Genomic DNA, 21637 nt, shown 5'->3' on the forward strand with positions numbered 1-21637 from the left:
CTCCACCCCTAAGTCTCCCAAGGGAAGGTCGTCGTGAGCACGCCGGCGAAGCTCCTGCTCTGCTCCCGCCTCAGCCGGCGCATCTCCGCACGCGCTTCGGCCGTCTCGAACAGCTTGCGTTCTTCCTCGGATTCCGGCATCACCTGCGGGACGGAGACCGGCCGCCCCTCTTGGTTCAACGCTACGAAGGTAAGGAAGGACGTCGCCGCGATCTTGCGGCTGCCCGACAGCAGATCCTCCGTCGACACTTTCACGAACACTTCCATCGAGCTGCGGCCTGTCCAGGTGACGTAAGCTTCGAGGCAGACCGAATCGGTCGGTCGTACCGGCGATAGAAAATCGACGGAATCCGTCGAAGCGGTCACGACGTTGCACCGGCAGTGCTTGATGGCCGCAATCGAGGCAATATCGTCGATATATGCCATCAGCTTGCCGCCGAACAACGTATTGTGATTGTTGACGTCGGTAGGGAAGATCCCGGATGTTTTGTAGCATCGTGATTCCCTGGCATATCTTTGCACCCAGTCCCATACCTCCCAGCAGCCGGAAACAATTGAAGTAAATTTCATCCAGATGGCCTGTTTTTGTCGTTATCATACCGAAAACGCCCAACCAAATCAATAGCCTCTCCGGCAGATGCCTCCTAAGAGACGGCCGTTCCGATCCAGCGCAGCTCGCCGAGCAGCCCCTTGAACTCCAGCTCGACGAACTTGCTGCGCACCGTATCCGTATCCGGATTCCAGCAGCTGTCTTCGACAGAGCAGGCCACCGGCGCATCGCAGCGGATCCGCGCCAGATCCCGGCACAGGTGCAGCATCTCGAGGTCCGCCGCAATTTTGGCACGAACGCCCTTCGGCAGATTGTCCAGGTTCTCGATAATGCCCTCGATGCTGCCGTACTCCAGAAGCAGCTTCACGGCCGTCTTCTCGCCGATTCCCTTCACGCCCGGGTAATTGTCGCTGGTATCGCCGATCAGCCCCTTGAGATCGATGAACTGCTGCGGGGTCAGCCCCTTCTCCAGCAGCAGCGCCTCCGGCGTATAGACCGCGTAGTTCGACGCGCCCTTCTTCATGATAATGACGCTCACCTGCTCGTTCACCAGCTGCAGCATATCGTGGTCGCCGGTAAGGACCATCACCTGCATCTGTTTGCCGAAGCACTCCGCCAGCGTTCCGATACAGTCGTCCGCTTCGTACCCCTTGAAGCCGATATTCGGCACGCCGAAGCTCTCTACCGCCTGCTTCACCAGATCGAACTGCGGCAGCAGCTCGAGCGGGGCTTCGGGACGGTTCGCCTTGTAGCCCGAATACTGCTCCGTACGGAACGTCTTGCTCCCCATATCCCAGCAGCAGATGACATGCGTCGGTTTGAAGGTCTGGATCGCATCGAGAAAATATTTGAAAAAGCCGTAGACGCCGTTGGTCGGTACGCCGGCGGACGTCTTGCGGATATAACCGCCGTAGGCGTTCGCGTAGTAGCCCCGGAATAACAGGGCCATTCCGTCGACAATCAGCAGTTTGCGTTGTTCTTCCATCATCGCAGACAATCGCACTCCCATAACTAAAAGATAGTCCCATTATACCATAATCCGCCCCTCCCCCCTGATTTTTTTGGCGGAGCTGCCGGCTGGTAACCTCTTCCTGCCTTCATGGAACGCTGCAGGGACCAAAAGCTGGATGCCTTGGGAAAGAAGGGCTGACCGCAGGACGGACGGCGTCTCCCTGCCGGCAGAAACGGACACGCTCCGTCCCTATGCCCGCTTCGCTTAGAACGCTAACGATTCGCCGGGCGAACCGTTAACCCCGCTGCCTATTCGATACGGCAGTCCGCTTGGCCCACGCAGGAGCCTGCATACGTTGGAGGCAGCATACGTCAAACACCCCCTTTCCGTAAGCCGTGGGCGCAAGTCGCACGCTCCGGGTCAACGAAAAGGGGGTGTCCCTGCTTACAGCAGCTCCCTCCGGTGCTGCAGACGGTACTGCATCGGCGTCGTGCCGAGTTTGCGCTTGAACACGTAATGCAGGTAATTGCTGCTCGAGAAGCCGCAGCGCAGGGCGAGCTGCTCCATCGTGAGATCGCTCTCCGCCAGTTCGCTGCAGATCCGGCCGAGGCGGACGCCCTCGATATACTCGCTGAACGTGCTCCCTGTCCTCTCCCGGAAGATCCGCTGCAGCTGCCGTGGGGAGATCTGTACGCGCTCCGCCACCACTTCGAGCGTCAAGGGGGCCATATAATTGTCCTGGATGAACTGCACGGCGAGTCCGTAGCGGTAGTGCTTCATGTCACGGGACGGGAGATGGGGCTGGGGCGGCGCATCGTATCCGCGGGTCATGCGCAGCAAGATCTGGACGATCGCCTGCTTGATCGCGGTCATCACGCCCGGCTGATTCTCGTGCCATGCCCGGTAAGCGGCCAGGAAGCATTCCATCGCCTTGTACTTGTCGGCGGCGGGCCGGGCCGGAAGCTGCTCCAGCTGGCGGATGCAGGCCTGCGCTTCCCTACGCTCCCAATCCTCGCCCCACTCCCCAGCTGGAGCATCCGGCTCCCCGAGCGGACGGATGTCCAGATGCAGGCAGAGTTCATCCATCGCTTCGCCGGCGTCCGCTTCCTGGTAATGCAGCAGGCCGGGCCCCGTCAAGTACATCTGCCCCTCGTGCAGCGAATAGGGCTCGCTGCCCAGGATGACCTTCCCTTTGCCTCTCGGAATGAAATGAAACTCATAGTCCGAGTGCTTGTGGAACGGAACCGTCCTTCCCGGCGGGAAGGTCGTATGATGAAAGCGCAGCATGCGGATGCCGTAGCCGCCCCACCGGAACTGCACGTCGAGCCGGTCCAGCGCGCTCGGATTCTCCAGCATGAGCTCGTAAGGATACGGCTTCGAGGCGGATCGGGGCTGGCCGTTCATGAGCGGAGATCGCTGAGGGAGATCGCCGAGCCGGAGGAGGCCGACCGGTTCGCCGCTTCCATCAGCCGGGTCAGGTCCAGCGCCAGCGCCACGTTCTCTTCCGCCTTCGTATTCTCCTGAATATGGCCTACCCACTGATCGAAGGCGGAGAGCCTCTCCTGCGGAAGCTCCTGAACCGTCCACTCCTGCTCTGCCGCTCCCCCCGCCGCCTGGGAACGGAGCAGCAGCCGGTTGTCGTGCGAAGAGAACAACAGGCTCCCCTTCGTCCCGTGCACTTCGATCACGAAGGGCGAGAACGCGTTCACGAAGCCGGCCTCCACAACTGCGAGCGCTCCGTTCGGATAGCGCAGCACGGCCACCACGTTGTCTTCGACCTCACGCCCCGTGATATACCCGTAGTGGGCGGATACGCTCTCCGGCTCGCCCAGGAACAGCCGGGCCAGATACATCGGGTGGCAGCCGAGGTCGATCATCGCGCCTCCACCGCACGCTTCCCGGTCGAAAAAGTGGGCGGGAAGCCATCCGCCTGGCGATTGCTCCGTGGATACCGCGCCGTTGTGGGACAAGCGCGTGCGCACCAGCGTCAATTCGCCGAGCAGCCGGCGGGAGAGAATCTCCTGCACCGCGAGCGTATAGCTGTGGTTCAGGCGCGGCAGGGATACCGTCAGCTTGACCCCGGCCGCCTCCACCGCCTCCAGGATCTCCGCCGCCTCCTTCAGGGTTGGCGCGATGACTTTTTCCGTGAAGATATGCTTGCCCGCACGCGCTGCGGCCACCATCACCCCGCGGTGAAGGTTCGTGGGCGTATCGACGATGACCCCATCGATCTCCGGCAGAGACAGAAGCTCCTCCAGGTTGTCGTAGAACGGCACCCCGCGGGCTTCGGCCTCCCTCCGTCCGCGTTCGGGCTGTTCATCCCATACGGCCGTAATCTGCGTGCCGGGGTGTTCGTCCGCCTGCTTGGCATAGTCTTTGGCATGCACGTGCCAGAAGCTCAGCATGGCTACTCGAATCATGGGCTCATCCTCCTTTCCTGCCGCCGTTTAATCGAAATACACCGTTTGGCCCGTCTTCGACGATTCGTAGATCGCCTCGAGAATCTGGGAGACCACCAGCGCTTGACGCGGGGTCACCACCGGCTCCGTATCGTTCAAGATCGCATCGATCCAGCAGCGCATCTCGGTATCCTCCGCGTTCTCCGTCTTGCCGTCATAGAAATCGACGCCCTTGGCTCCGAGTTCCACCTTGTGGGTATAAAGCTTGCTGTGCTTCTCGCCGTTCAGCCGGAGGCCGTCTTCCATGTCCGCCCCGCCTTCGGTGCCGCTCAGCGTACACTTTGCTTCCTTGACGTCCAGCGTATTGAGCGCCCAGCTCGACTCCAGCATGATCGTCGCCCCGTTCTTCATCACGATCATGCCCATCGCCGAATCCTCGACTGTGAACTTCGCCGGATCCCAAGGTCCCCAGGCATTGGCCGCCTTCTCCTTGGACGACAGCTTGTGGAATGCGGTACCGAGCACCACCTTCGGCTCGTAGTTATCCATCATCCACAGGGTGAGATCCAGCGCGTGCGTCCCGATATCGATCAGCGGGCCTCCGCCCTGCTTCTCCCCGTCGAGGAACACGCCCCAAGTCGGCACCGCCCTCCGCCGGATGGCGTGCGCCTTGGCATAGTAGATTTCGCCGAGGTCGCCGTCTTCGCAGAGCCGCTTGAGGTATAGACTGTCCGGACGGTAGCGGTTGTTGTAGCCTACGGTAAGCTTCCTGCCCGTACGCTCGGCCGCTTCCAGCATCCGCTGCGCATCCGCAGCCGTCTTTGCCATCGGCTTCTCGCTCATGACATGCTTGCCTGCCTCGAGCGCCGCTACAGAGATATCCGCATGGGAGTCGTTGGGCGTACACACATGCACCACATCAATGGAAGCGTCTTCAAGAAGCTGGGTGTAGTCCTCGTACACCTTGGCTCCTTCACTTCCGTATTTCTCCGCCGCCTGATTCGCCCGCTCTACGATAATGTCACAAAAAGCGACAACCTCTACCCGGTCCTGCTTGGCCAGCGCCGGCAGATGCTTGCCGTTCGCAATGCCGCCGCACCCGATGATTCCAATCCGAAGCTTCTTAGACAATGATATTCCCTCCTGTTATGTAGATGATATGCCTTTATCGTAACAGAATTGCCGGGGAGTGGATATTGCAAATTGGCGACAAGGCAGAGTCAGATTTTGCGACACCGATCCATACCGAAGTCATCAAAAAAGAGCCGTTCTCTCTCCACGAGAAAGATACGGCCCCTCACCATGACTATGAATTCGCGCTGTCCCGCTGACCGGCTTCCTGCAGAAAGATTCCAATACGCCGTACGGCTTCCTGCAGCCGCTCCTCTTCCTGAACAAGCGCAATCCGGACATAGCCCTCGCCATCCCGTCCGAAGGCATCGCCCGGGATTACGACAACGCCTGCGGAATATAGCATTTCCCGGGAAATCTGTCGAGATGTCCACCCGGCCGGAATCGGAGCCCAGATGAACATCGTGGCCTTCGGCTTCGGGATATCCCAGCCTGCCGACCGCAGTCCCTCCACCACCAGATCGCGCCGCCGCTGGTACAAGCCGGCTACGGAGACGCTGCCCGGCAGCATGTCTTCCTCCAGGGCAGCGATGCCAGCCTGCTGCACCGGCAGAAATACCCCATAATCGATATTCGACTTCAGCATACGCAGCGCCCGGACCGCATCCGGCTGCCCGACCATGAAAGCAATGCGGCAGCCGGCCATGTTGAAACTTTTCGACAAGGAGTGGAATTCGACAGCGACCTCCTTGGCCCCTTCGATCTCGAGAATGCTTGGCGGCCGGAAGCCGTCATAAGCCATCTCGGAATACGCTGCGTCGTGGACGATCAGCAGGTCATAAGTCTTCGCGAACCGCACAAGCTCCTCGAAGAACGGCTGCGTGGCCACCGCAGACAGCGGATTGCTCGGGTAGCCCAGCAGAATGAACTTCGCCCTGCGTGCCGTCTCCTCCGGAATATCGCCGAAGTTCGGCAGGAACCCGTTCTCTGCGCGCAGGGGCAGAAAATACGGTTCGACACCGGCCAGCACGAGGCTCGCCGCATAGATCGGATAGCCCGGGTCCGGCACCATCACCGTATCGCCCGGATCGGTGACCGCCATCGCCAGATGGGCTAGACCGTCCTGCGACCCCATCAGCGTCACCACTTCCCGCTCGGAATCGAGTTCCACGCCGAACCGGTGGCGGTACCACTTCGCCACGGCCTCCCGGAAGGGAAGGCTGCCCTCGGAGGTCGGGTAGCCGTACTGCCCCGGATCGTTCACCGCTGCAGCCAAGGCCGCGCGCACCCGCTCGGACGGTCCGCGGTCGGGGCTTCCGATCCCGAGGTCGATGACATCGACGCCCTGCTCCTGTACCTCCTTCTTCCACTGCGCGACTTCAGAAAAAATGGCCGAACCCAGTTCGGCCAAACGCTTCGATTGCCATTTCGTCATAGTCTATCCAACCTCTTTTTATCTAGAATGACACGCTTGCGCGGCCCCGCTGACAGGTTATCTGCGCAGATTCAGGCCCGGCACCTCATGAACCTCCCTCATCATCACGAAGAGGAATGCGGCCAGAAGCAGATAGGCAGCCCCATAAGCCCAGCGGGCAGAGGCAGGAACATCGTAATAGGCATCGTTCTCAAACTTGGTGTATTCCACCTGGCAGTGGATCATCAGATACAGCCCATCTTCCTTCTGCTGCCGCTCCAGCCGCGTAACGTGCGTACGCTTGATGAGGCCCTGCTCCATCATAGGGATCGTACCGGTAAAATCGAGCCCTTCCCAGTACACCTTCACGTGCTGCTGGCCCTCCAGATCCGAGTAGGTCAGGAAAGGCAGGTCGCGCTTATGCTCGGGTCCCGGGATGAGATAGCCCTGCTCGATCAGCGGCTCGGCAGCCACTTGGAAGCTGGCATTCATGACGCGAGTCTCGGCCGCCTTGCGCTTGCCCACGAATTTCTTGTAGAGATCGTAGGCGAACATCGCCCAGATGATGAAGAACAGAATGGACTTCAGATAGTAGATCACCACAAGCCCGCCTACCAAGCCAACCAGCCACAGCCAGCGGGTGATGGCCGGAACAATTTTACCGCCATCAAGGGGGTAAATCGGCAGAAGGTTGATGAGGTTCAGAAAGAAACCAACGTAGGCTAATGAATACAGCAAGGCACTACCCATTTGCTGCGCCGAAAAATAAAACAGCAATGCTCCTATAGTCCCTAATACCGGCCCGCCAAGTGAGATGAACGCTTCAGTCGAAGCATCTCTCGGATGACGCTTCATGCTGGTTGCTGCTCCAAGAAAAGGGATGAACACGATAGCGGTAACGGGCATCCCTTTTATTCTTGAAGCCACGACATGCCCCAATTCATGTATAAAAATGAGGATGACGAACCCCACAGCAAACTGCCAGGGGAAGAGCAAGGCATAAGCTCCTATGGAAAGCAGCATGGTGAGAAAAGCCGTCCCCACCTTGCCAAACTTTACAAACTTAAACAGATATATGGCCGCAGCACCGATATACCACAGCGGAGTCTGCTTCTTTGGTTTCTGTCGCTGCTGCAACAGGCTTCACGCTCCTCGACTTGCTTGGATTAACCCCGGGTGCCCCAGGCTTCCTCGTACTGGTCGGCTTTGAAGCCCACCGTCACCCGGCTGCCGCTGATGACTACCGGCCGCTTGATCAGCTTGCCGTTCGACGCGAGAAGCTCGATCTTCTCCTCTTCGCTAAGCACGGGCAGCTTATCTTTCAGGCCGAGCTCCTTGTATACTTCGCCTGAGACGTTGAACCACTTCTTGATCTCAAGGCCGCTCCTCGGGATGATCTCCCGGAGTTCCTCCACGGTCGGCGGCTGCTCCACGATATGGACCAGCTCCAGTTCCCATCCATGCTCCTTGAGCCATTTGACCGCACTTCGGCATGTGCTGCACGAAGGATACTGATATACTTTAAGTGTAGAATCGTTCATGGTGCGGGATACCTTCCTTATCGTCATTAGCATAGTCTTGCTCTTCATTTTCCATTATACCGATGAACGGCTTCCCCCTGCAAATAAGCCGGCTCCGCTGCTCCGGGCGCTTGAAAAACCGCGCTTCCCCTAAGATAATGGGAGAAGGAACCGGGCCATGGGCGGAGCGAGCTGCAAGGCCCGGCTCGGCCTCCCCCATGCCCGCCGGTTCTCTCATCCCGCACAATAAGGAGCCCCTCATGATTTATGCCATTAAACTCGTCTACAGTTTCCTCTTTCCTCCCGGCCTCTTCATTCTGATCCTGCTCTTCCTCGGCGCATGGCTGTACTGGCGGGTCCGCCGCTCGGCCGGTGTGCTGCTCGGGGCGGCAGCTCTGCTGTTCTACTTCGTGTCCATTCCCCTCACGGGAGAAGGACTCCTGAAGTCGATCGAGGACGGGTACGATCCGCCGAAGGCCGTGGAAGGCGATGTGTATGTCATGCTTACCGGCGGGGGCATCAGCGGTACGCCGGACATCAGCGCCACGGGCCACCTCAGCGGCTCTACCCTTCACCGGGTCGTCGCCGTCTCCGAGCTGTATGCCAAGAAGCCGCTGCCCATTCTCGTCTCAGGCGGACAAGTCTATGAGGACACCGCGAATGAAGGCCGGCTCTCGAAGCAGAAGCTGATCGCCCTTGGCGTGCCGGAGAAGGCCATCCTGCTCGACGACGCCTCCCGCACGACCCAGGAGAACGCCCGGAACTCCAAGGTGCTGCTGGAGCAGCACGGCTTCAAGAAGCCCATCCTCGTGACCTCAGCCTTCCACATGGCCCGCTCCATCAAGCACTTCGGCAAGCAGGGTGTGCAGGTGCTTCCTTACCCCGTCGACTACAAAATCAGCCGGTACGACGGCGCCATGACCAGCCGTCTGTGGATTCCGACCACCGGCGCGTTGGATTCGTTCTCCCTTGCGCTCAAGGAATACCTCGGCAGGCTGCAGTAACCCCTTGGGCATGGGGGGGACGAGCTGCGCCCCCCTCAAGACTGCAAACAAACAGGCCGTATCCGGACTCCCTGGAGTCCCGGATACGGCCTGCTGCGCTTCTTCCCCGCGTTCAGCCCCTGCATGCCGCCGCAGGTATGGCGTATGAAGCGCATCGATGAGAGACCGGCCAGAGTCGCCCGGGGGAAAGCGCATGCCCCGTTCCTTCGGGCGTGAGCAGCTTCGCCCGGGGAATGCCTCGCTGCCAGCGCCGTGCCGTGCGGATAAGGCTGAATAGGATCCCTCCGTATCTTGAATCACCAGAGCCGTCACGCGGATCTCGCCCATGCGGCCCGCATAGTTTTCGCCGCCCATCAATAAAGCATGGTCCGATGTGCTCGCCCTACTCCGTGTCCGTCCTGCCTCTTCGGCGGACAGTCGGGCCGCTCCTTCATTTTCATCTGGGTGGAGTGGCTGCCCTCGAAAGTTCCTACTTACCGGAACGACAAACAACCACAAGCCAGATGTCTGTGGTTGGATGTTATCGGATGGAGCCTATACCCGGGAAAGGACATATCATCCCCTCCTCCTCTGGCACAAGCGCTAAACGGGTTACCTGAAACAGAAAGGGCAGACCGCTCCCGATTCCTCCCTCCACAGGCAGAGACTTTATGCGCTATTGGTTAGCTGCATAAAGATTTATCGGGAAGAATGGTCTACCCTGCGTAACCTTACATTCCTTAAGAAAGCAAGTCGAGTGTATCACAAAACTCCATTCGTTAATGAACCCATATTCGAAACTAATCGGGCGCTTGGCCTTCCAAGACTTGAAGCAGTTCCCGCAGGTCATCGGGCAGCGGCGCTTCGAACTCCATCCACTCGCGGCGCACGGGATGGGTCAGTCCGAGCAGACATGCGTGCAGCGCATGGCGCTGCAGCCCTCCATACACACCCTCTGCCTCTGGAAGGCCGTACATCTTGTCGCCGAGCAGCGGATGGCCGAGGTGGCGCATATGGACGCGGATCTGATGCGTGCGCCCCGTCTCCAGCCACAGCCGGACCAGCGTCGCCTCCGCAAACCGGCGCTCCACGCGGTAATGGGTGACCGAACGATACCCTGAAGGGGTGACGATACGGATATGAGGCGCCTCTGGGTCGCGGTCGATCGGCTCATCCACCGTCCCCTCGTCCGCTTGAAGCCGTCCGTGGACGAAGGCGAGATACTCTTTTTTGAGCCCGGTCGTCTGCATTTCTTCGGAAATCTGCTGGTGCACGTAAGGATTCTTCGCCACCGCCAATGCGCCGGACGTCTCCTGGTCCAGCCGGTGGATCGGCCGAAAGCGGAAGCTCAGCCCCTTCTCCTGCCAGTAATGCACGACGCCATTGGCTAGCGTCTCCGTGTAGTGGCCGTGCGTCGGATGCACGACCCTTCCGGCCTCCTTGTTAAGCACGAGCAGCTCGTCATCCTCATAGAGAATGTCCAGCGGCATCGGCTGGGGCAGGATATCGTCCGAGGCTTCGACTTCCATCCGGACGGCGACCCGGTCCCCCGGCTGCACCTTCACGGTGATGTAGCGCCGTTCGCCGTTCACGGTGATGCCCTCTTCCGTCAGCTTCAAGCGGGAGAGGAGCTTGCGGGAGAGCCCCATGCGGTTCTGCAGGACCGTCCGGAGCAGCATGCCTTCGTCCTCCGGCGGTACGATGTATTCGAGCGGTTTGTAGTAGGTCATGATTTGCGCCGGAACACCTCGGCACTTCTCACATATTCCACATCCGGCACGCCGGCGCGGTGGTTGGCTACCCGGGCAACCGTGAAGAACAGGTCCGAGAGCCGGTTGAGATAACGCCTCACCTCATCGTTGATCGGCTGAGTCCGTGCCAGTGTCACCACGCGGCGCTCGGCCCGGCGGCATACCGTACGGCACACGTGGAGCGTCGAGGAAGCAAGCGAGCCTCCCGGCAGAATGAACCGCTGGATGTCCGGCGTCTCCGCGTCGTACTTGTCGATCCACGCTTCGAGGCGGTCGACCATCGCTGCGGTGACTTTGTAAGGACGCAGCTCCTGCTTCAGCAGGGCGAGATCCGAGCCGCAGTCAAAAATCTCATGCTGGATCTCCAGCAGGTCTGCGGCGAGATCCGCATCGCGCTGCGGGTCGAGGAACCCGATCGCCTGGCCCACGAAGCAGTTCAGCTCATCGGTCGTGCCGTAAGCCTCCACCCGGTCATCATCCTTGTCGACGCGTCCTCCGATCACGCCGGTCTGGCCGGCATCGCCGGTTCTTGTATAAATGCGCATCCGTAATCTCCTCCCTCAGGTAAGCATGGCAGCTTCTTGTTCCCGTATCATCTCATAGAACCGTTCCATATCCAAGTGCAAGCGCACATGCTCCGCGAGCCGGTCGAAAGCGGCTTCCCGCCGTTCGGCGAACCGCAACTCGGCCGGCAGCGGAGACAGCCCCCGGCTCTCCCGGATGCGGTTCAGCCAGGCACGCCGAAAATCGTCATTATGCAGCACGCCATGCAGGTAGGTCCCCCAGCAGCGGCCGTCCGCCGTAGCGGCGCCGTCGGGCACACCGGCGGCGGAGCCTGCGGATTCCTGGAGGAGGAACGGATGCTCCACCGGCTCCAGGAACGTCGTCCGGCCCATGTGAATCTCATAGCCTTCTACCCGGAAGCCGCCACCGTAGAGGTGCGATACGCCGGAAGCCTGAACCGTCCGCTTCTCCGCCGCAAAGACAGTCTCGGTCGGCAGCAGGCCAAGTCCGTCCAGCCGCTCCCGGTCGGATTCGACCAGCTCCGGATCGAGCAGCCTTGTCCCCAGCATCTGGTAGCCCGCGCAGATCCCGGTGACGAAGCCCCCTTCCGCCGCATAGGCGAGCAGCTTGCGGTCCAGGCCGCTCGAGCGCAGGAAGAGCAGATCGTCGACCGTGTTCTTGCTGCCGGGCACGATCACGGCATCGGGCTGCCCGAACTCCTCCGGCGACGTGACGAACCGCAGACGTACATCCGGCTCGAAGGCGAGCGGGTCGGCGTCCGTGAAGTTCGAGAGGCGGGGCAGGCGCAGCACCGCGATGTCCAGGGTGTCCGCCGGCAGCTTGCCGGCAGGCTGGCTTCTGGCGGCCTCCGCGAGCCTGCGCTCCAGCGAAGCCGAATCCTCGTCCTCGAGGCCGAGCTGCGGAAGGTACGGGATCACGCCGAGCACCGGAATGCCCGTACGCGCCTCCAGCCAGTCGATCCCCGGCTGCAGCAGCGTCACGTCCCCCCGGAACTTGTTGATGACGAAGCCCCGTACGCGGGCCCGCTCCTCCGGCGAGAGAATCTCCAGCGTACCGACGATCGAAGCGAAGACGCCGCCCCGGTCGATATCCGCGACGAGCAGCACCGGCGCGTCCGCCCAGCCGGCCAGACGCATATTCACGATATCCCGGTCCTTCAGGTTCACCTCGGCAGGGCTTCCTGCACCCTCCATCACGACGACGTCATGTACGGATCGCAGCCGGGCCAAGGCTTCCTTGACCACCCCTTCCGCCTCGGGAAGATAGCGCTCACGGTACGTGCGAGCGTCGAGATCCTGGTACGGCTTCCCGTGGACGACGACCTGCGCTACCATGTCCTTCTTCGGCTTGAGCAGGATCGGGTTCATATCGGTCGTCGCCGGAATGCGGCAGGCGTCGGCCTGCATGCCTTGGGCCCGGCCGATCTCCTTGCCGTCTGGCGTCACGTAGGAGTTCAGCGACATGTTCTGCGACTTGAACGGCGCCACCCGGCGCCCGTCCTGCAGCAGGATGCGGCAGAAGGCTGCGGTCAGCAGGCTCTTGCCGACATCGGAGGCGGTACCCTGCAGCATGACGACGGCGCCTCGGCGGCGGAATGCTGCCGCTGGATGCAAGGCCCCGGCACCGAAGCGGGCTGCCGCACCGGGCGCTGTGTCCAAGCCGGCCGTCTCTCCAACCGCAGTTTCCGCTTGGAACCCGGTGCCGGCCGCTGCCGCCACCCCCGCAGCCTCAAGCTCTGGGAGCTCCGCGTGCTGCTGCGCTTTGTGCAGAACTTCCGCCATCACGGCGAGCAGGCGCCGGTTCTGCTCCGGCAGCTTCACCGCGAGCCGGACGAAGGAGGCATCCAAGCCCGGGAACAGCGAAGCGTCGCGGATCAGAATCCCCCGCCGGCCCATCGCCGCCTGCAGCTCACTTGCGGTCCATCCGAGCGGCCGCAAGGAGCACAGCACGTAGTTCGTGCGGCTGTCCCAGGCGAGCAGGCCCAGCTTCCGCAGCGCTGCCAGCAGCTTCTCGCGCGCGGGCGGCAGCCAGGCCCGAGTCCGCTCCTCGTAGGCGCGGTCATCCAGCACCGCGGCCCCGATCCACTGGGCGAAGGCGTTGACGCTCCAGGGCACCTGGAGCTCCTTCATCGCCTGGATCCGGTCCGGATGCGCCACCGCATACCCGAGACGCAGACCCGGAATCGCGTAGAACTTCGTCATCGAACGAAGGACGATCAGATTCGGATTCGAAGCCGCCGCCTTCGCCAGCGACAGCTCTTCCTCTTCCGGCAGGAAGTCGAGGAAGGCTTCGTCGACGACCGAGGCCGGGCCGCCTTCCGCCAGCCTCTCCCGGACAGCCTGAGCCAGCAGTCCCCCTGTCGGGTTGTTCGGCGACCCAAGGAAGAGCAGGTCGCAGCAGGCCGCCGCTTCTTCCAGATCTTCCAGCTGCAGCCCGAAGCCGTGCTCTTCATGTAATGGAATATCTCTCACGGCACCGCCTGACTTCAACACCGCATCCTCGTATTCCTTGAACGAGGGCCGGGCCAGTCCCGTCACGGCCGGCCGCAGCACGCGCACGGCGAGATCGATCAGCTCCGCCGCCCCGTTGCCGACCAGGATGCACTCCGGGGCTACGCCGTGCTTCGCCGAGAGCCGGCGCCTAAGTTCTCTCACCGCCGGATCGGGATAGGCTGCCGCTTCCTTCCAGCGGGAGCGCAGAATATCCCCTACAGCCTGAGGCGGGCCGAACGGATTCATGTTCGAGCTGTAATCCAAAAAGTCTTCCGGCGCCAGGCCGTACGTCTCCGCCGCCGTCTCCAGGTCGCCGCCGTGCCCGTATTTCTCCAACATCCCCTTCGCCTCCTAGTAGCTCACAATGCCGACCCATAGGATCAGCAGGAGCGTCTCGATCCCTTCGTTGATGGCGCCGTAGGTGTCGCCGGTCAAGCCGCCCAGCTTCCGGTGCAGCAGCACGCCCAGCAGCGCGCATCCGGCTGCCGCCGCCGCAGGCAGAAGCAGCAGCGCCCTAACCGGCGGGGTGCCTCCCGCTCCCGCCTGCACGAGCCCCCAGCCGGCGGCTAACGTCAGCGCTGCCGCCAGCAGCACAGCCCCCGCCAGGTGGCGGAAGCCGAGGCCCGCGAACAGGCTGCCCATACCGCCTCCCTCGGCCTGCCGGGCATAAGGCCAGCATACCAGCGCAGCCGCCATCGCGCAGCGGCTCCACAGGAGCACGAGGGGCAGCACGGCCAGATCGCTCCAGCCGCTCCCCCTTCCGAGCAGCGCCGCCAGCAGCGACCACTTCAGCAGCAGCACCAGCATGCAGACGACGACACCCATCGCCCCGACCCGGCTGTCCTTCATAATCTCCAGCATCCGCTCCCGCGGACGGTGGCTGAGCACCCCGTCCGCCGTATCCATCAGTCCGTCAAGATGCAGCGCGCCGGTCAGCGCCACCCATAAGGCGAGCAGCACGGCCGCCGCCGGGAGCGCCGGCAGCACACCCTGCAGGAGCGCTCCCGACGCCCACAGCAGGGCGCCCAGCACCGCGCCGACAAGCGGATAGAAGATGACGCTGCGGCGGAACACGGCGTCCGTATAGTGAAGCGTTACCGGTACCGGAAGCCTTGACAAAAATTGAAAAGCGGCCGCAGCCGCCGTGCCTATCCCGCGTATGTAATCCAAAGCAGTGCGCAAACCAATCCCCCCGCTGCAATATAGCTCACCTTGTACAGCAGCCCCGCCGTGCGCGGAATATCTTCCCGCCCCAGCGGCCGCAGCGGCCAGCCCATCCGGGCCCGTTCGCTCACCCGGCCATGGTACACGTTCACGCCGCCCAGCTCGATCCCGAGCGCCCCGGCCACGGCCGATTCGGGAATGCCGCTGTTCGGGCTCGGATGCCGGCGGGCGAAGATCCGGACCGCCTCCGCCGACCGCCGTGCGGACAGCCCAGGCGTCAGCCAGGCTGCCGCCACGAGCAGCAGTCCCGTCAGCCGGGCCGGCAGCCAGTTCAAGACATCGTCCCACCGCGCCGATGCCCAGCCGAAGTGCAGGTACTTGTCATTCTTGTAGCCCACCATCGAATCCAGCGTATTCGACGCCCGGTAGAGCATCGCGAGCGGGGCGCCGCCGAGCAGGGCGAACACCAGCGGCGAGACGAAGGCATCGACGATGTTCTCCGCCACTGTCTCCACGGTGGCCCTCGTAATCTCCGGCTCGTCCAGCCGCGTCGTATCGCGGCCGACGATATAGCCTACATACTTGCGCGCTTCGTCCATCTCCCCGGTATGAAGCGGACGGTAGACGAGCATCGCCGCGTCCTTCAGGCCCTTCACCGCGATCGTCGTGGAGATCAGCCAAGCGGAGGCCGCATAGCCGAGCCAAGGGTTCACGGCGTCCGCCAACCGGCAGACGGCCCATACCGCCGCATAGGCTGTCGCAATCGTCGTCAGCGTGAGCGCCGCACCGCGCAGGCGTACCGTCCCTCGACTCCCGGGGTCTACGCCGGCTCCCGGGTACAGCCGCTTCTCCAGCACACGAATCAGCCGCCCGATCCACACCACCGGATGCGTCAGCCACCGCCACTGCGGATCGCCGATCACCCAGTCGATGACCAGGGCAGCGAGAACGATTAGCAGCATTTCCTGCCATCCGTATTCCAGCACTTCCGCTCCCCCATCTTCTTGTTGCATGCCTGCCGGCCTGCCTTTCCCTTCGCCCGGCAGGCTCCAAGCTTTATTCCCGGTAAGCCAGCGCCTTAAGTTCGAGCGGAATCCCGGCTGTTACCAGGAACACCTCATCCGCCGCCCGCGCTAGCCGCTGGTTCATCCGTCCGGAGAGGTCGCGGAAGATCCGTCCGAGCTTGTACTCCGGCACCAGTCCGTACCCGACCTCGTTGGTGACCAGGATCACAGGCCGGTCGACCCTCTCGAACACCTGCGCCAGCTCCTCGATCTTCTCCTCGAGCAGCCGCTGCGACTGCGGCTCGGATTCGTTGCGCAGAAGCCAGTTCGACAGCCATAAGGTCAAGCAGTCGACCAGCACAACCGGTTGGTCTGCCTCCGCCAAGCGTTCGCTAAGCTTGTATGGCTCCTCCACCGTCGTCCACGGAAACGCCTGCTCTTCCCGGCTGCGCCGGTGCAGGGCAATGCGCTCGCGCATCTCGTCATCATACGCCTGCGAAGTCGCGATGTAGAGCCCGCTCCCGCCGAGGCGTGCCGCATGGCGTTCCGCGAAGCCGCTCTTGCCGCTTCGGGCGCCTCCGGTGACGAGCACGCGCAGCGGGCGCAAGGCTTCTCCTGCGCCGCTCATACGCCCGCAGGCGACTCCCCGGCCGCCTGCGAAATGCCGGCGGACCCGAAGGTCGCCATCTCGCGCATGAGCTTCAGCGCGGCTTCGACCAGCGGGAAGGCCAGCACCGCGCCGGTCCCTTCGCCGAGGCGCATGTCTAGGTGCAGCACCGGCTGCAGCCCGAGCTCCGCCAGGAGACGGGCATGGCCCTGCTCCTCGGACAGATGCGAGGCGATCATATAACCGGTGCTCAGCGGTGCGAGCCTGGCGGCGATCAGCGCGGCAGCCGACGAGATGAAGCCGTCGATGACGACCGGCACCCGCCGGGAAGCCGCTCCGAGGATGACGCCGGCCAGCCCGGCGATCTCCAGGCCGCCGACCTTCGCCAGCACATCCAGCACGTCGTCCGGATCCGGCTGGTTGACCGCCACCGCCCGGCGGATCACCTCCTGCTTATGGAGCAGCCGGGCGTCATCGATGCCGGTGCCCCGTCCCGTTATCCCGGCTGCCGGATCTACCCCGGTCAGCACGCTGAGCAGCGCGCTGCTGGCCGTCGTATTGCCGATGCCCATCTCGCCGGTAGCGAGGAGGGTGAACCCCTCATCGGCGAGACCGCAAGCCACGCGGATGCCGATAAGCACCGCCTGGGCCGCTTCCTCCCGCGTCATCGCGGGACCGGCGGCCATATTGGCTGTGCCCATCCGCACCTTGTGCGAGCGCAGCTGCGGGTGCGACAGTTCGGCGTTGACGCCGATGTCCACGCACACGACTTCCGCCCCGGTGTGACGGGCCAGGACGTTGACGGCCGCGCCGCCTGTGAGGAAATTCATTACCATCTGAGGCGTCACCTCCGCCGGGAACGCGCTGACCCCTTCTTCGCACACGCCGTGGTCGGCGGCCATGACGACCACGGCCTTACGGCCCGGCTCCGGCAGCGCTGTGCCGCGCACTCCCGCCACCTGCCGCGCAATCGCCTCGAGCCGTCCCAGGCTTCCCGGGGGCTTCGTCAGATCATCCAGCCTCAGCGCCGCTTCAGCCATGGCTCCCTCATCCAGCGGGCGAATATCCGCCAGCACGCTTTGCAGTTCCTTCTCACTCATGGGCCATCCTGCCCCTTCCCAGTATAATTTGCGGTACCCCGCTATCCGGATGCGGCAGCACATAGGGCCTTGTTCCGTATACCTCTTGTATTCCTTCCGGCTGCAGCACCTCAGCCGGCGTCCCCAGGCCCCGGATGCGCCCACCCTGCATCAGGAGCAGCCGGTCGCAGTATTGCGAGGCCAGATTGAGATCGTGCAGCACAGAGACGACCGTCATGCCGCACTCCTCTTTCCACGCGGATATCCGGTCCATCATCTCGAGCTGGTAGCCGATATCGAGGAAGGTCGTCGGCTCGTCCAGCAGCAGCAACTTCGGCTCCTGGGCCAAAGCCCGGCCGAGAGCCACCCGCTGCCGTTCCCCCCCGCTCAGCGCATCGGCCGAGCGGTCCTGCAATTCTTCGAGCTTCAGCCAGGAGAGGATGCGTTCCACCAGATCCGTCCCGTCTTCTTTGTCGTCGCCGAGCCAGTTCTGATATGGATACCGCCCCATCTCCACGACTTCCCTCACGGTGAAGCCAAGCGGCGGCAGGGCATCCTGCGGAAGCACGGCAAGCAGCCGGGAGAGCTCCTTGCGGGAATACCCGCCCACGGGGCGGCCGTCCAGCTTCACGGATCCCCCGTCCGCCGGCTCCACACCCGAGAGCAGATGCAGCAGCGTCGATTTGCCGCTGCCGTTCGGACCTAAGATCCCCAGCCACTCCCCGGCATGTACCTCAAAACCGATCCCATCCAGCACCGTGCGGTTCCCGAACCGTTTGCCGAGCGCCTCCACGCCAATCGCGATCATTCCGCGCCCTCCTTCTGCGCTTCTATTAGGAAGCGTTGTCTGCCTATATCGGCCCCTATCAGTCACTGTATATGGATTCCCCTTCTGAACGGGCCGCCCCTGCTGCGTCCGCTACCCCCGCACCGCCTGCTTCCGCCGGCGGAGCAGGTAAGCGAAGAACGGAGCACCCAGGAACGCCGTCACGACGCCCAGCGGAATCTCCGTGGGCGAGAGCAGCGTGCGGGCCAGCGTATCCGCCCAGAGCACGTAGACCGCCCCTCCGATCATAGAGAGCGGAAGCAGCAGCCGGTAATCCGGTCCGGCGAGCAGCCGCAGCAGATGCGGCACGAGCAGCCCGACGAAGGCCACGACGCCCGCCACAGAGACGGCTCCTGCCGTGATCAGGGTCGATGCGGCCAGTATGACGAGCTTCGTCCGCTCTACGTCGACGCCGAGATGCGCCGCCTGCCGCTCGCCCAGCGAGAACAAATTGAGCGCCCTCCCGTAAGCCAGGAGCACAACGGACCCGACCACAAGATAAGGAATCAGGATCAACGCATAAGACCAGCCCCTCATCGTCAAACTGCCCATCATCCAGAACACAATCTCATTGACGACCTCACCGGACATCGATACCAGGAAGGACACCCAGGCGCCCAGGAACGCCTGCATGACGACGCCTGCGAGGAGCACCGTTTCCATCCGCAGCCTGCCTTCCGTCCGGGCGAGCGCCAGCACCGCCCAGAGCGTCAAGCCTCCTGTTACAAAGGCAGCGGCAGGCACAGTCCACTCGCCGAGCAGCGCATACTGCAGACCGAAGAGGATCAGGAATGCGGCACCTACCGAGGCCCCCGAGGAGACGCCAAGCGTATAAGGATCGGCCAGAGGGTTGCGGAGCACCCCTTGGAACCCTGCGCCGGCCAGCGCCAACGCAGCTCCGACGAGACAGCCGAGCGCCATGCGGGGCAGCCTCACCTTCCAGATGATCTGTCCATGCGCGGTGCTCCACGGGAGCGGTGCACCGTCGCCGGCTCCGAACAACTCATGCAGCAGAATGCCCCATACATGGCGCAGCGGAACGTGAACCGTGCCGAGCGACAAGGCTGCGGTCGCCGACAGCAGCAAGACAAGCAGCGCCCCTCCGATCCACAGTCCCAGCCTGAGCTTCATTTATTTCACCCGTTCCGGGTAGATGCCCTTGGCGATCTCCACGAGCCCCTCCGTAATGCGGGGGCCCGGACGGGAGGTCGTGTCTTTGTCGACGCCTGCCAGCTTGTTGTTCTTCACCGCTTCGATCTGCTCCCACCCGCTGCGGGAGCGGATGATTTCATCCAGCGTCTTGCCCGATTCGTCATCGAGCAGGTTCTTCGGATAGAGGATGACCTGCGGGTTGTCCGCAATGACCTTCTCCTCGTTGATCTTCATGTAGCCCTTCTCTCCGGAGGCCACGTTGATTCCGCCCGAGATCGTAATGAGCTCGTCCAAGAACTCGCCGGAACCGACAGTCCACCCAGGGGAGAACTCCATCAGCACCCGGCGCTTCTCCTCCGGCTTCAAGTCCTTCACCGCATCCAACACCTGCTGCCGTTCCGCCTTCATCTTATCGACGACCCCCTGTGCCTGTTCCTGGCGGTCGAAGATTTGCCCCATGATCAGGATGTTCTTCATGACATCGTCGACCGTCTTCGGTTCTACCTTGAAGAGATTCACCTTCAGCCCGCGGAGCTTGTTCACCGCCTCGGTCTTCATCGACACGCCCGTCATGACCAGATCCGCCCCGGAGGCAACGAGCGCCTCCTCATTGGGCTTCACGATGCTGCCGAGCTTCGGTTTGCTCTTCGCCTCCTCGGGGTAATCGCAAAAATCCGACACCCCGACAATCCGGTCGCCCAGCCCCAGGGCGAACAGAATTTCCGTTTCGCTAGGCGAAGTAGAAGCCACATGCTCCGGCGCCTTCTCGAAGGTAAACTCCTGACCTGTGGCATCCTTCAATTTCAGCGGGTAAGCCGTCCGCTCCGCAGCAGCCCCCGGCTTGCCTGCCGGGCTCTCCGCCTTCGGAGGCTCCGCGAGCTCTCCCTGGCCCGGTACCGGCGCCTTATTGCCGCAAGCAGCCACTGTTCCCGCAAGTGCCACACTGAGCACGGTACCCAGCCATTTTTTTCTCCAAGCGTTCATAAGCTCACTCCCTATTCTTCTTCCTAATACAGATTCATACAGAGCCATACAGATCCAGCCTGCTCCACTGTCCATGTTCCACAGTCCATAGGTCTACACCGCAAAAAGCCCCCTGCCGCGGAGTCGCTCCGAGCAGAGGGCAGTCCTTAACGACCCGCCGGCCGGCCCTCTTCGTCCGCACGGGAACGAAGGAACCCGCAAGCGGGAGAAGGTCTGCCCTTTTTCCTCGAAAGGGCGACAAACACGTGAGGTCCGGGCAGGTTTCCTGACTGACGGGGCCTGACCAAGGTATGGTCAGGATGCTCCGCCTTCCCGCCCGCCTTGCGGCGCGCAGTGGCTTCCTGGAGCTTCCCCCGGGTGACAGTGGCGGGACCGTGCCGGATTCACACCGGCTTCCCTTTTAACCTGAGCGGCCTTCGACTTGGCTCCCAGGCACCCGGACTGCTGTCGGCTGCCGGCAGCAGCAGCCGTTTTCACTACATTTCAGTTATATTGCCCTGTTCCTGCATGCTCACCTGTTACTTCACGGCGATCTGCTTCATGACCTGTTTTGCCTTCTCTTTGTCCGGCGCATTGACCGGCACGAACGCATAGAGATCCTTGCCGTTCAGGTTCAGCTCCTTGAACCACGCCGATTCCTCCAGCGGAATCACGTACAGGTGCTTCTCTTTCTTCCCGTTCTCCTCCAACTCGAAGACGCCGCTTGGGTAATCTTCCGGCTTCGCCACGTCATCCAGAGGAATGAAGGCCTGCTGGTTCTTCAACGCCTCGAGCTGGTCGCCGGGCAGCACATGAATGCCGTGATCCCCCGCCGCGATCTCGACGATCATCTTCTCCATACTGAACACCGGCGTGGCCAGCACTTGAACCGTCGGCGCCGTTCCGAGCTTTGCTTGAAGCGAACCCTGCAGCTTGTCCCCCACATCGCTCGGAATGCCTTTGGATGACATCATGAATATCGTTACGTCCGCTTTCGGCCCTCCGCCGCATCCAGCCAGTACGACCAGCAGCAGCAGCCCTAGCAACCACTTTCCCTTCATGCCCTTCATGCTCCCTTCGCTATAGCGCCGCGCCCCTCTAATCCTCGCTCTTCTATCATGCTATCTTATCACACCGGGGAGGAGGCTTTCAAAGCTTTCTTCCCTGCCGCTGCGCCGTCTGCCGA

The 21637-nt window shown here is 62.4% G+C and carries 20 protein-coding genes and 1 riboswitch; of the genes, 1 reads left to right on the top strand and 19 read right to left on the bottom strand.

All coding sequences use genetic code 11. From position 1 onward, the window contains the following. Nucleotides 1–8: 8 nt before the first annotated feature. The 8 genes from O9H32_RS07735 to O9H32_RS07770 form a co-directional block, all read right to left on the bottom strand. Entirely contained in the window at nucleotides 9–569 is a 561-nt protein-coding gene (locus O9H32_RS07735; RefSeq protein WP_269865352.1) for an acyl-CoA thioesterase, read from the bottom strand. 74 nt (nucleotides 570–643) lie between these two features. Continuing rightward, the gene (locus O9H32_RS07740) at nucleotides 644–1537 is read right to left on the bottom strand and encodes a 5'-3' exonuclease (protein ID WP_269865412.1); all 894 of its coding nucleotides are present in this window, start codon (nucleotides 1535–1537) and stop codon (nucleotides 644–646) included. Between the two features lie 408 nt (nucleotides 1538–1945). Beyond that, nucleotides 1946–2905, bottom strand: coding sequence for an AraC family transcriptional regulator (locus O9H32_RS07745; RefSeq protein WP_269865353.1), 960 nt, complete (start codon nucleotides 2903–2905; stop codon nucleotides 1946–1948). After that, the gene (locus tag O9H32_RS07750; protein WP_269865354.1) at nucleotides 2902–3921 is read right to left on the bottom strand and encodes a Gfo/Idh/MocA family protein; all 1020 of its coding nucleotides are present in this window, start codon (nucleotides 3919–3921) and stop codon (nucleotides 2902–2904) included. The genes O9H32_RS07745 and O9H32_RS07750 overlap by 4 nt, the downstream gene beginning before the upstream one ends. A 27-nt stretch (nucleotides 3922–3948) precedes the next feature. Continuing rightward, nucleotides 3949–5031 carry a Gfo/Idh/MocA family protein gene (locus O9H32_RS07755; protein WP_269865355.1) on the bottom strand — a complete coding sequence of 361 codons (1083 nt, stop codon included), beginning with the start codon at nucleotides 5029–5031 and terminating at the stop codon, nucleotides 3949–3951. A 175-nt stretch (nucleotides 5032–5206) separates the two neighbouring features. Continuing rightward, nucleotides 5207–6406 (bottom strand): aminotransferase class I/II-fold pyridoxal phosphate-dependent enzyme, encoded by a 1200-nt coding sequence (locus tag O9H32_RS07760; RefSeq protein WP_269865356.1) that lies wholly within the window; start codon nucleotides 6404–6406, stop codon nucleotides 5207–5209. A 57-nt stretch (nucleotides 6407–6463) separates the two neighbouring features. After that, complete coding sequence (locus O9H32_RS07765) at nucleotides 6464–7522, bottom strand: site-2 protease family protein (RefSeq protein WP_269865357.1); 1059 nt, start codon at nucleotides 7520–7522, stop codon at nucleotides 6464–6466. Between the two features lie 29 nt (nucleotides 7523–7551). Beyond that, the gene (locus O9H32_RS07770; RefSeq protein WP_269865358.1) at nucleotides 7552–7926 is read right to left on the bottom strand and encodes an arsenate reductase family protein; all 375 of its coding nucleotides are present in this window, start codon (nucleotides 7924–7926) and stop codon (nucleotides 7552–7554) included. A gap of 239 nt (nucleotides 7927–8165) precedes the next feature. Here O9H32_RS07770 and O9H32_RS07775 point away from each other — a divergent pair, with 239 nt between their 5' ends. Continuing rightward, on the top strand, nucleotides 8166–8909 hold the full coding sequence (locus O9H32_RS07775) for a YdcF family protein (protein WP_269865359.1): 744 nt from the start codon (nucleotides 8166–8168) through the stop codon (nucleotides 8907–8909). A gap of 779 nt (nucleotides 8910–9688) precedes the next feature. Here O9H32_RS07775 and O9H32_RS07780 read toward each other — a convergent pair. The 11 genes from O9H32_RS07780 to O9H32_RS07830 form a co-directional block, all read right to left on the bottom strand. Then, on the bottom strand, nucleotides 9689–10618 hold the full coding sequence (locus O9H32_RS07780; protein ID WP_269865360.1) for an RluA family pseudouridine synthase: 930 nt from the start codon (nucleotides 10616–10618) through the stop codon (nucleotides 9689–9691). After that, complete coding sequence (locus O9H32_RS07785; protein ID WP_269865361.1) at nucleotides 10615–11184, bottom strand: cob(I)yrinic acid a,c-diamide adenosyltransferase; 570 nt, start codon at nucleotides 11182–11184, stop codon at nucleotides 10615–10617. The genes O9H32_RS07780 and O9H32_RS07785 overlap by 4 nt, the downstream gene beginning before the upstream one ends. Nucleotides 11185–11199: 15 nt before the next feature. Beyond that, on the bottom strand, nucleotides 11200–13995 hold the full coding sequence (locus O9H32_RS07790; protein WP_269865362.1) for a cobyric acid synthase: 2796 nt from the start codon (nucleotides 13993–13995) through the stop codon (nucleotides 11200–11202). Nucleotides 13996–14007: 12 nt separating this feature from the next. Next, a complete protein-coding gene (gene cobS / locus O9H32_RS07795) occupies nucleotides 14008–14838 on the bottom strand; it encodes an adenosylcobinamide-GDP ribazoletransferase (RefSeq protein WP_269865363.1) in 831 nt (276 codons plus the stop codon). Continuing rightward, nucleotides 14805–15833 carry an adenosylcobinamide-phosphate synthase CbiB gene (gene cbiB, locus O9H32_RS07800; RefSeq protein WP_406627267.1) on the bottom strand — a complete coding sequence of 343 codons (1029 nt, stop codon included), beginning with the start codon at nucleotides 15831–15833 and terminating at the stop codon, nucleotides 14805–14807. The genes cobS and cbiB overlap by 34 nt, the downstream gene beginning before the upstream one ends. Nucleotides 15834–15876: 43 nt before the next feature. After that, the gene (gene cobU, locus O9H32_RS07805; protein ID WP_269865364.1) at nucleotides 15877–16452 is read right to left on the bottom strand and encodes a bifunctional adenosylcobinamide kinase/adenosylcobinamide-phosphate guanylyltransferase; all 576 of its coding nucleotides are present in this window, start codon (nucleotides 16450–16452) and stop codon (nucleotides 15877–15879) included. Continuing rightward, a complete protein-coding gene (gene cobT, locus O9H32_RS07810; RefSeq protein WP_269865365.1) occupies nucleotides 16449–17531 on the bottom strand; it encodes a nicotinate-nucleotide--dimethylbenzimidazole phosphoribosyltransferase in 1083 nt (360 codons plus the stop codon). The genes cobU and cobT overlap by 4 nt, the downstream gene beginning before the upstream one ends. Beyond that, nucleotides 17524–18318, bottom strand: coding sequence for an ABC transporter ATP-binding protein (locus O9H32_RS07815; RefSeq protein WP_269865366.1), 795 nt, complete (start codon nucleotides 18316–18318; stop codon nucleotides 17524–17526). Before O9H32_RS07815 ends, cobT begins: the two co-directional genes overlap by 8 nt. Before the next feature lie 111 nt (nucleotides 18319–18429). Further along, entirely contained in the window at nucleotides 18430–19467 is a 1038-nt protein-coding gene (locus tag O9H32_RS07820; protein WP_269865367.1) for a FecCD family ABC transporter permease, read from the bottom strand. Then, the gene (locus O9H32_RS07825) at nucleotides 19468–20472 is read right to left on the bottom strand and encodes an ABC transporter substrate-binding protein (protein WP_269865368.1); all 1005 of its coding nucleotides are present in this window, start codon (nucleotides 20470–20472) and stop codon (nucleotides 19468–19470) included. It abuts the gene before it with no gap. 238 nt (nucleotides 20473–20710) lie between these two features. Continuing rightward, nucleotides 20711–20927, bottom strand: a riboswitch (cobalamin riboswitch). A 63-nt stretch (nucleotides 20928–20990) separates the two neighbouring features. Beyond that, nucleotides 20991–21512 carry a hypothetical protein gene (locus O9H32_RS07830; RefSeq protein WP_269865369.1) on the bottom strand — a complete coding sequence of 174 codons (522 nt, stop codon included), beginning with the start codon at nucleotides 21510–21512 and terminating at the stop codon, nucleotides 20991–20993. Nucleotides 21513–21637 lie beyond the last annotated feature (125 nt).

This window comes from Paenibacillus caseinilyticus (assembly GCF_027533645.1).
In the GTDB taxonomy this organism is placed as follows: domain Bacteria; phylum Bacillota; class Bacilli; order Paenibacillales; family NBRC-103111; genus Paenibacillus_G; species Paenibacillus_G caseinilyticus.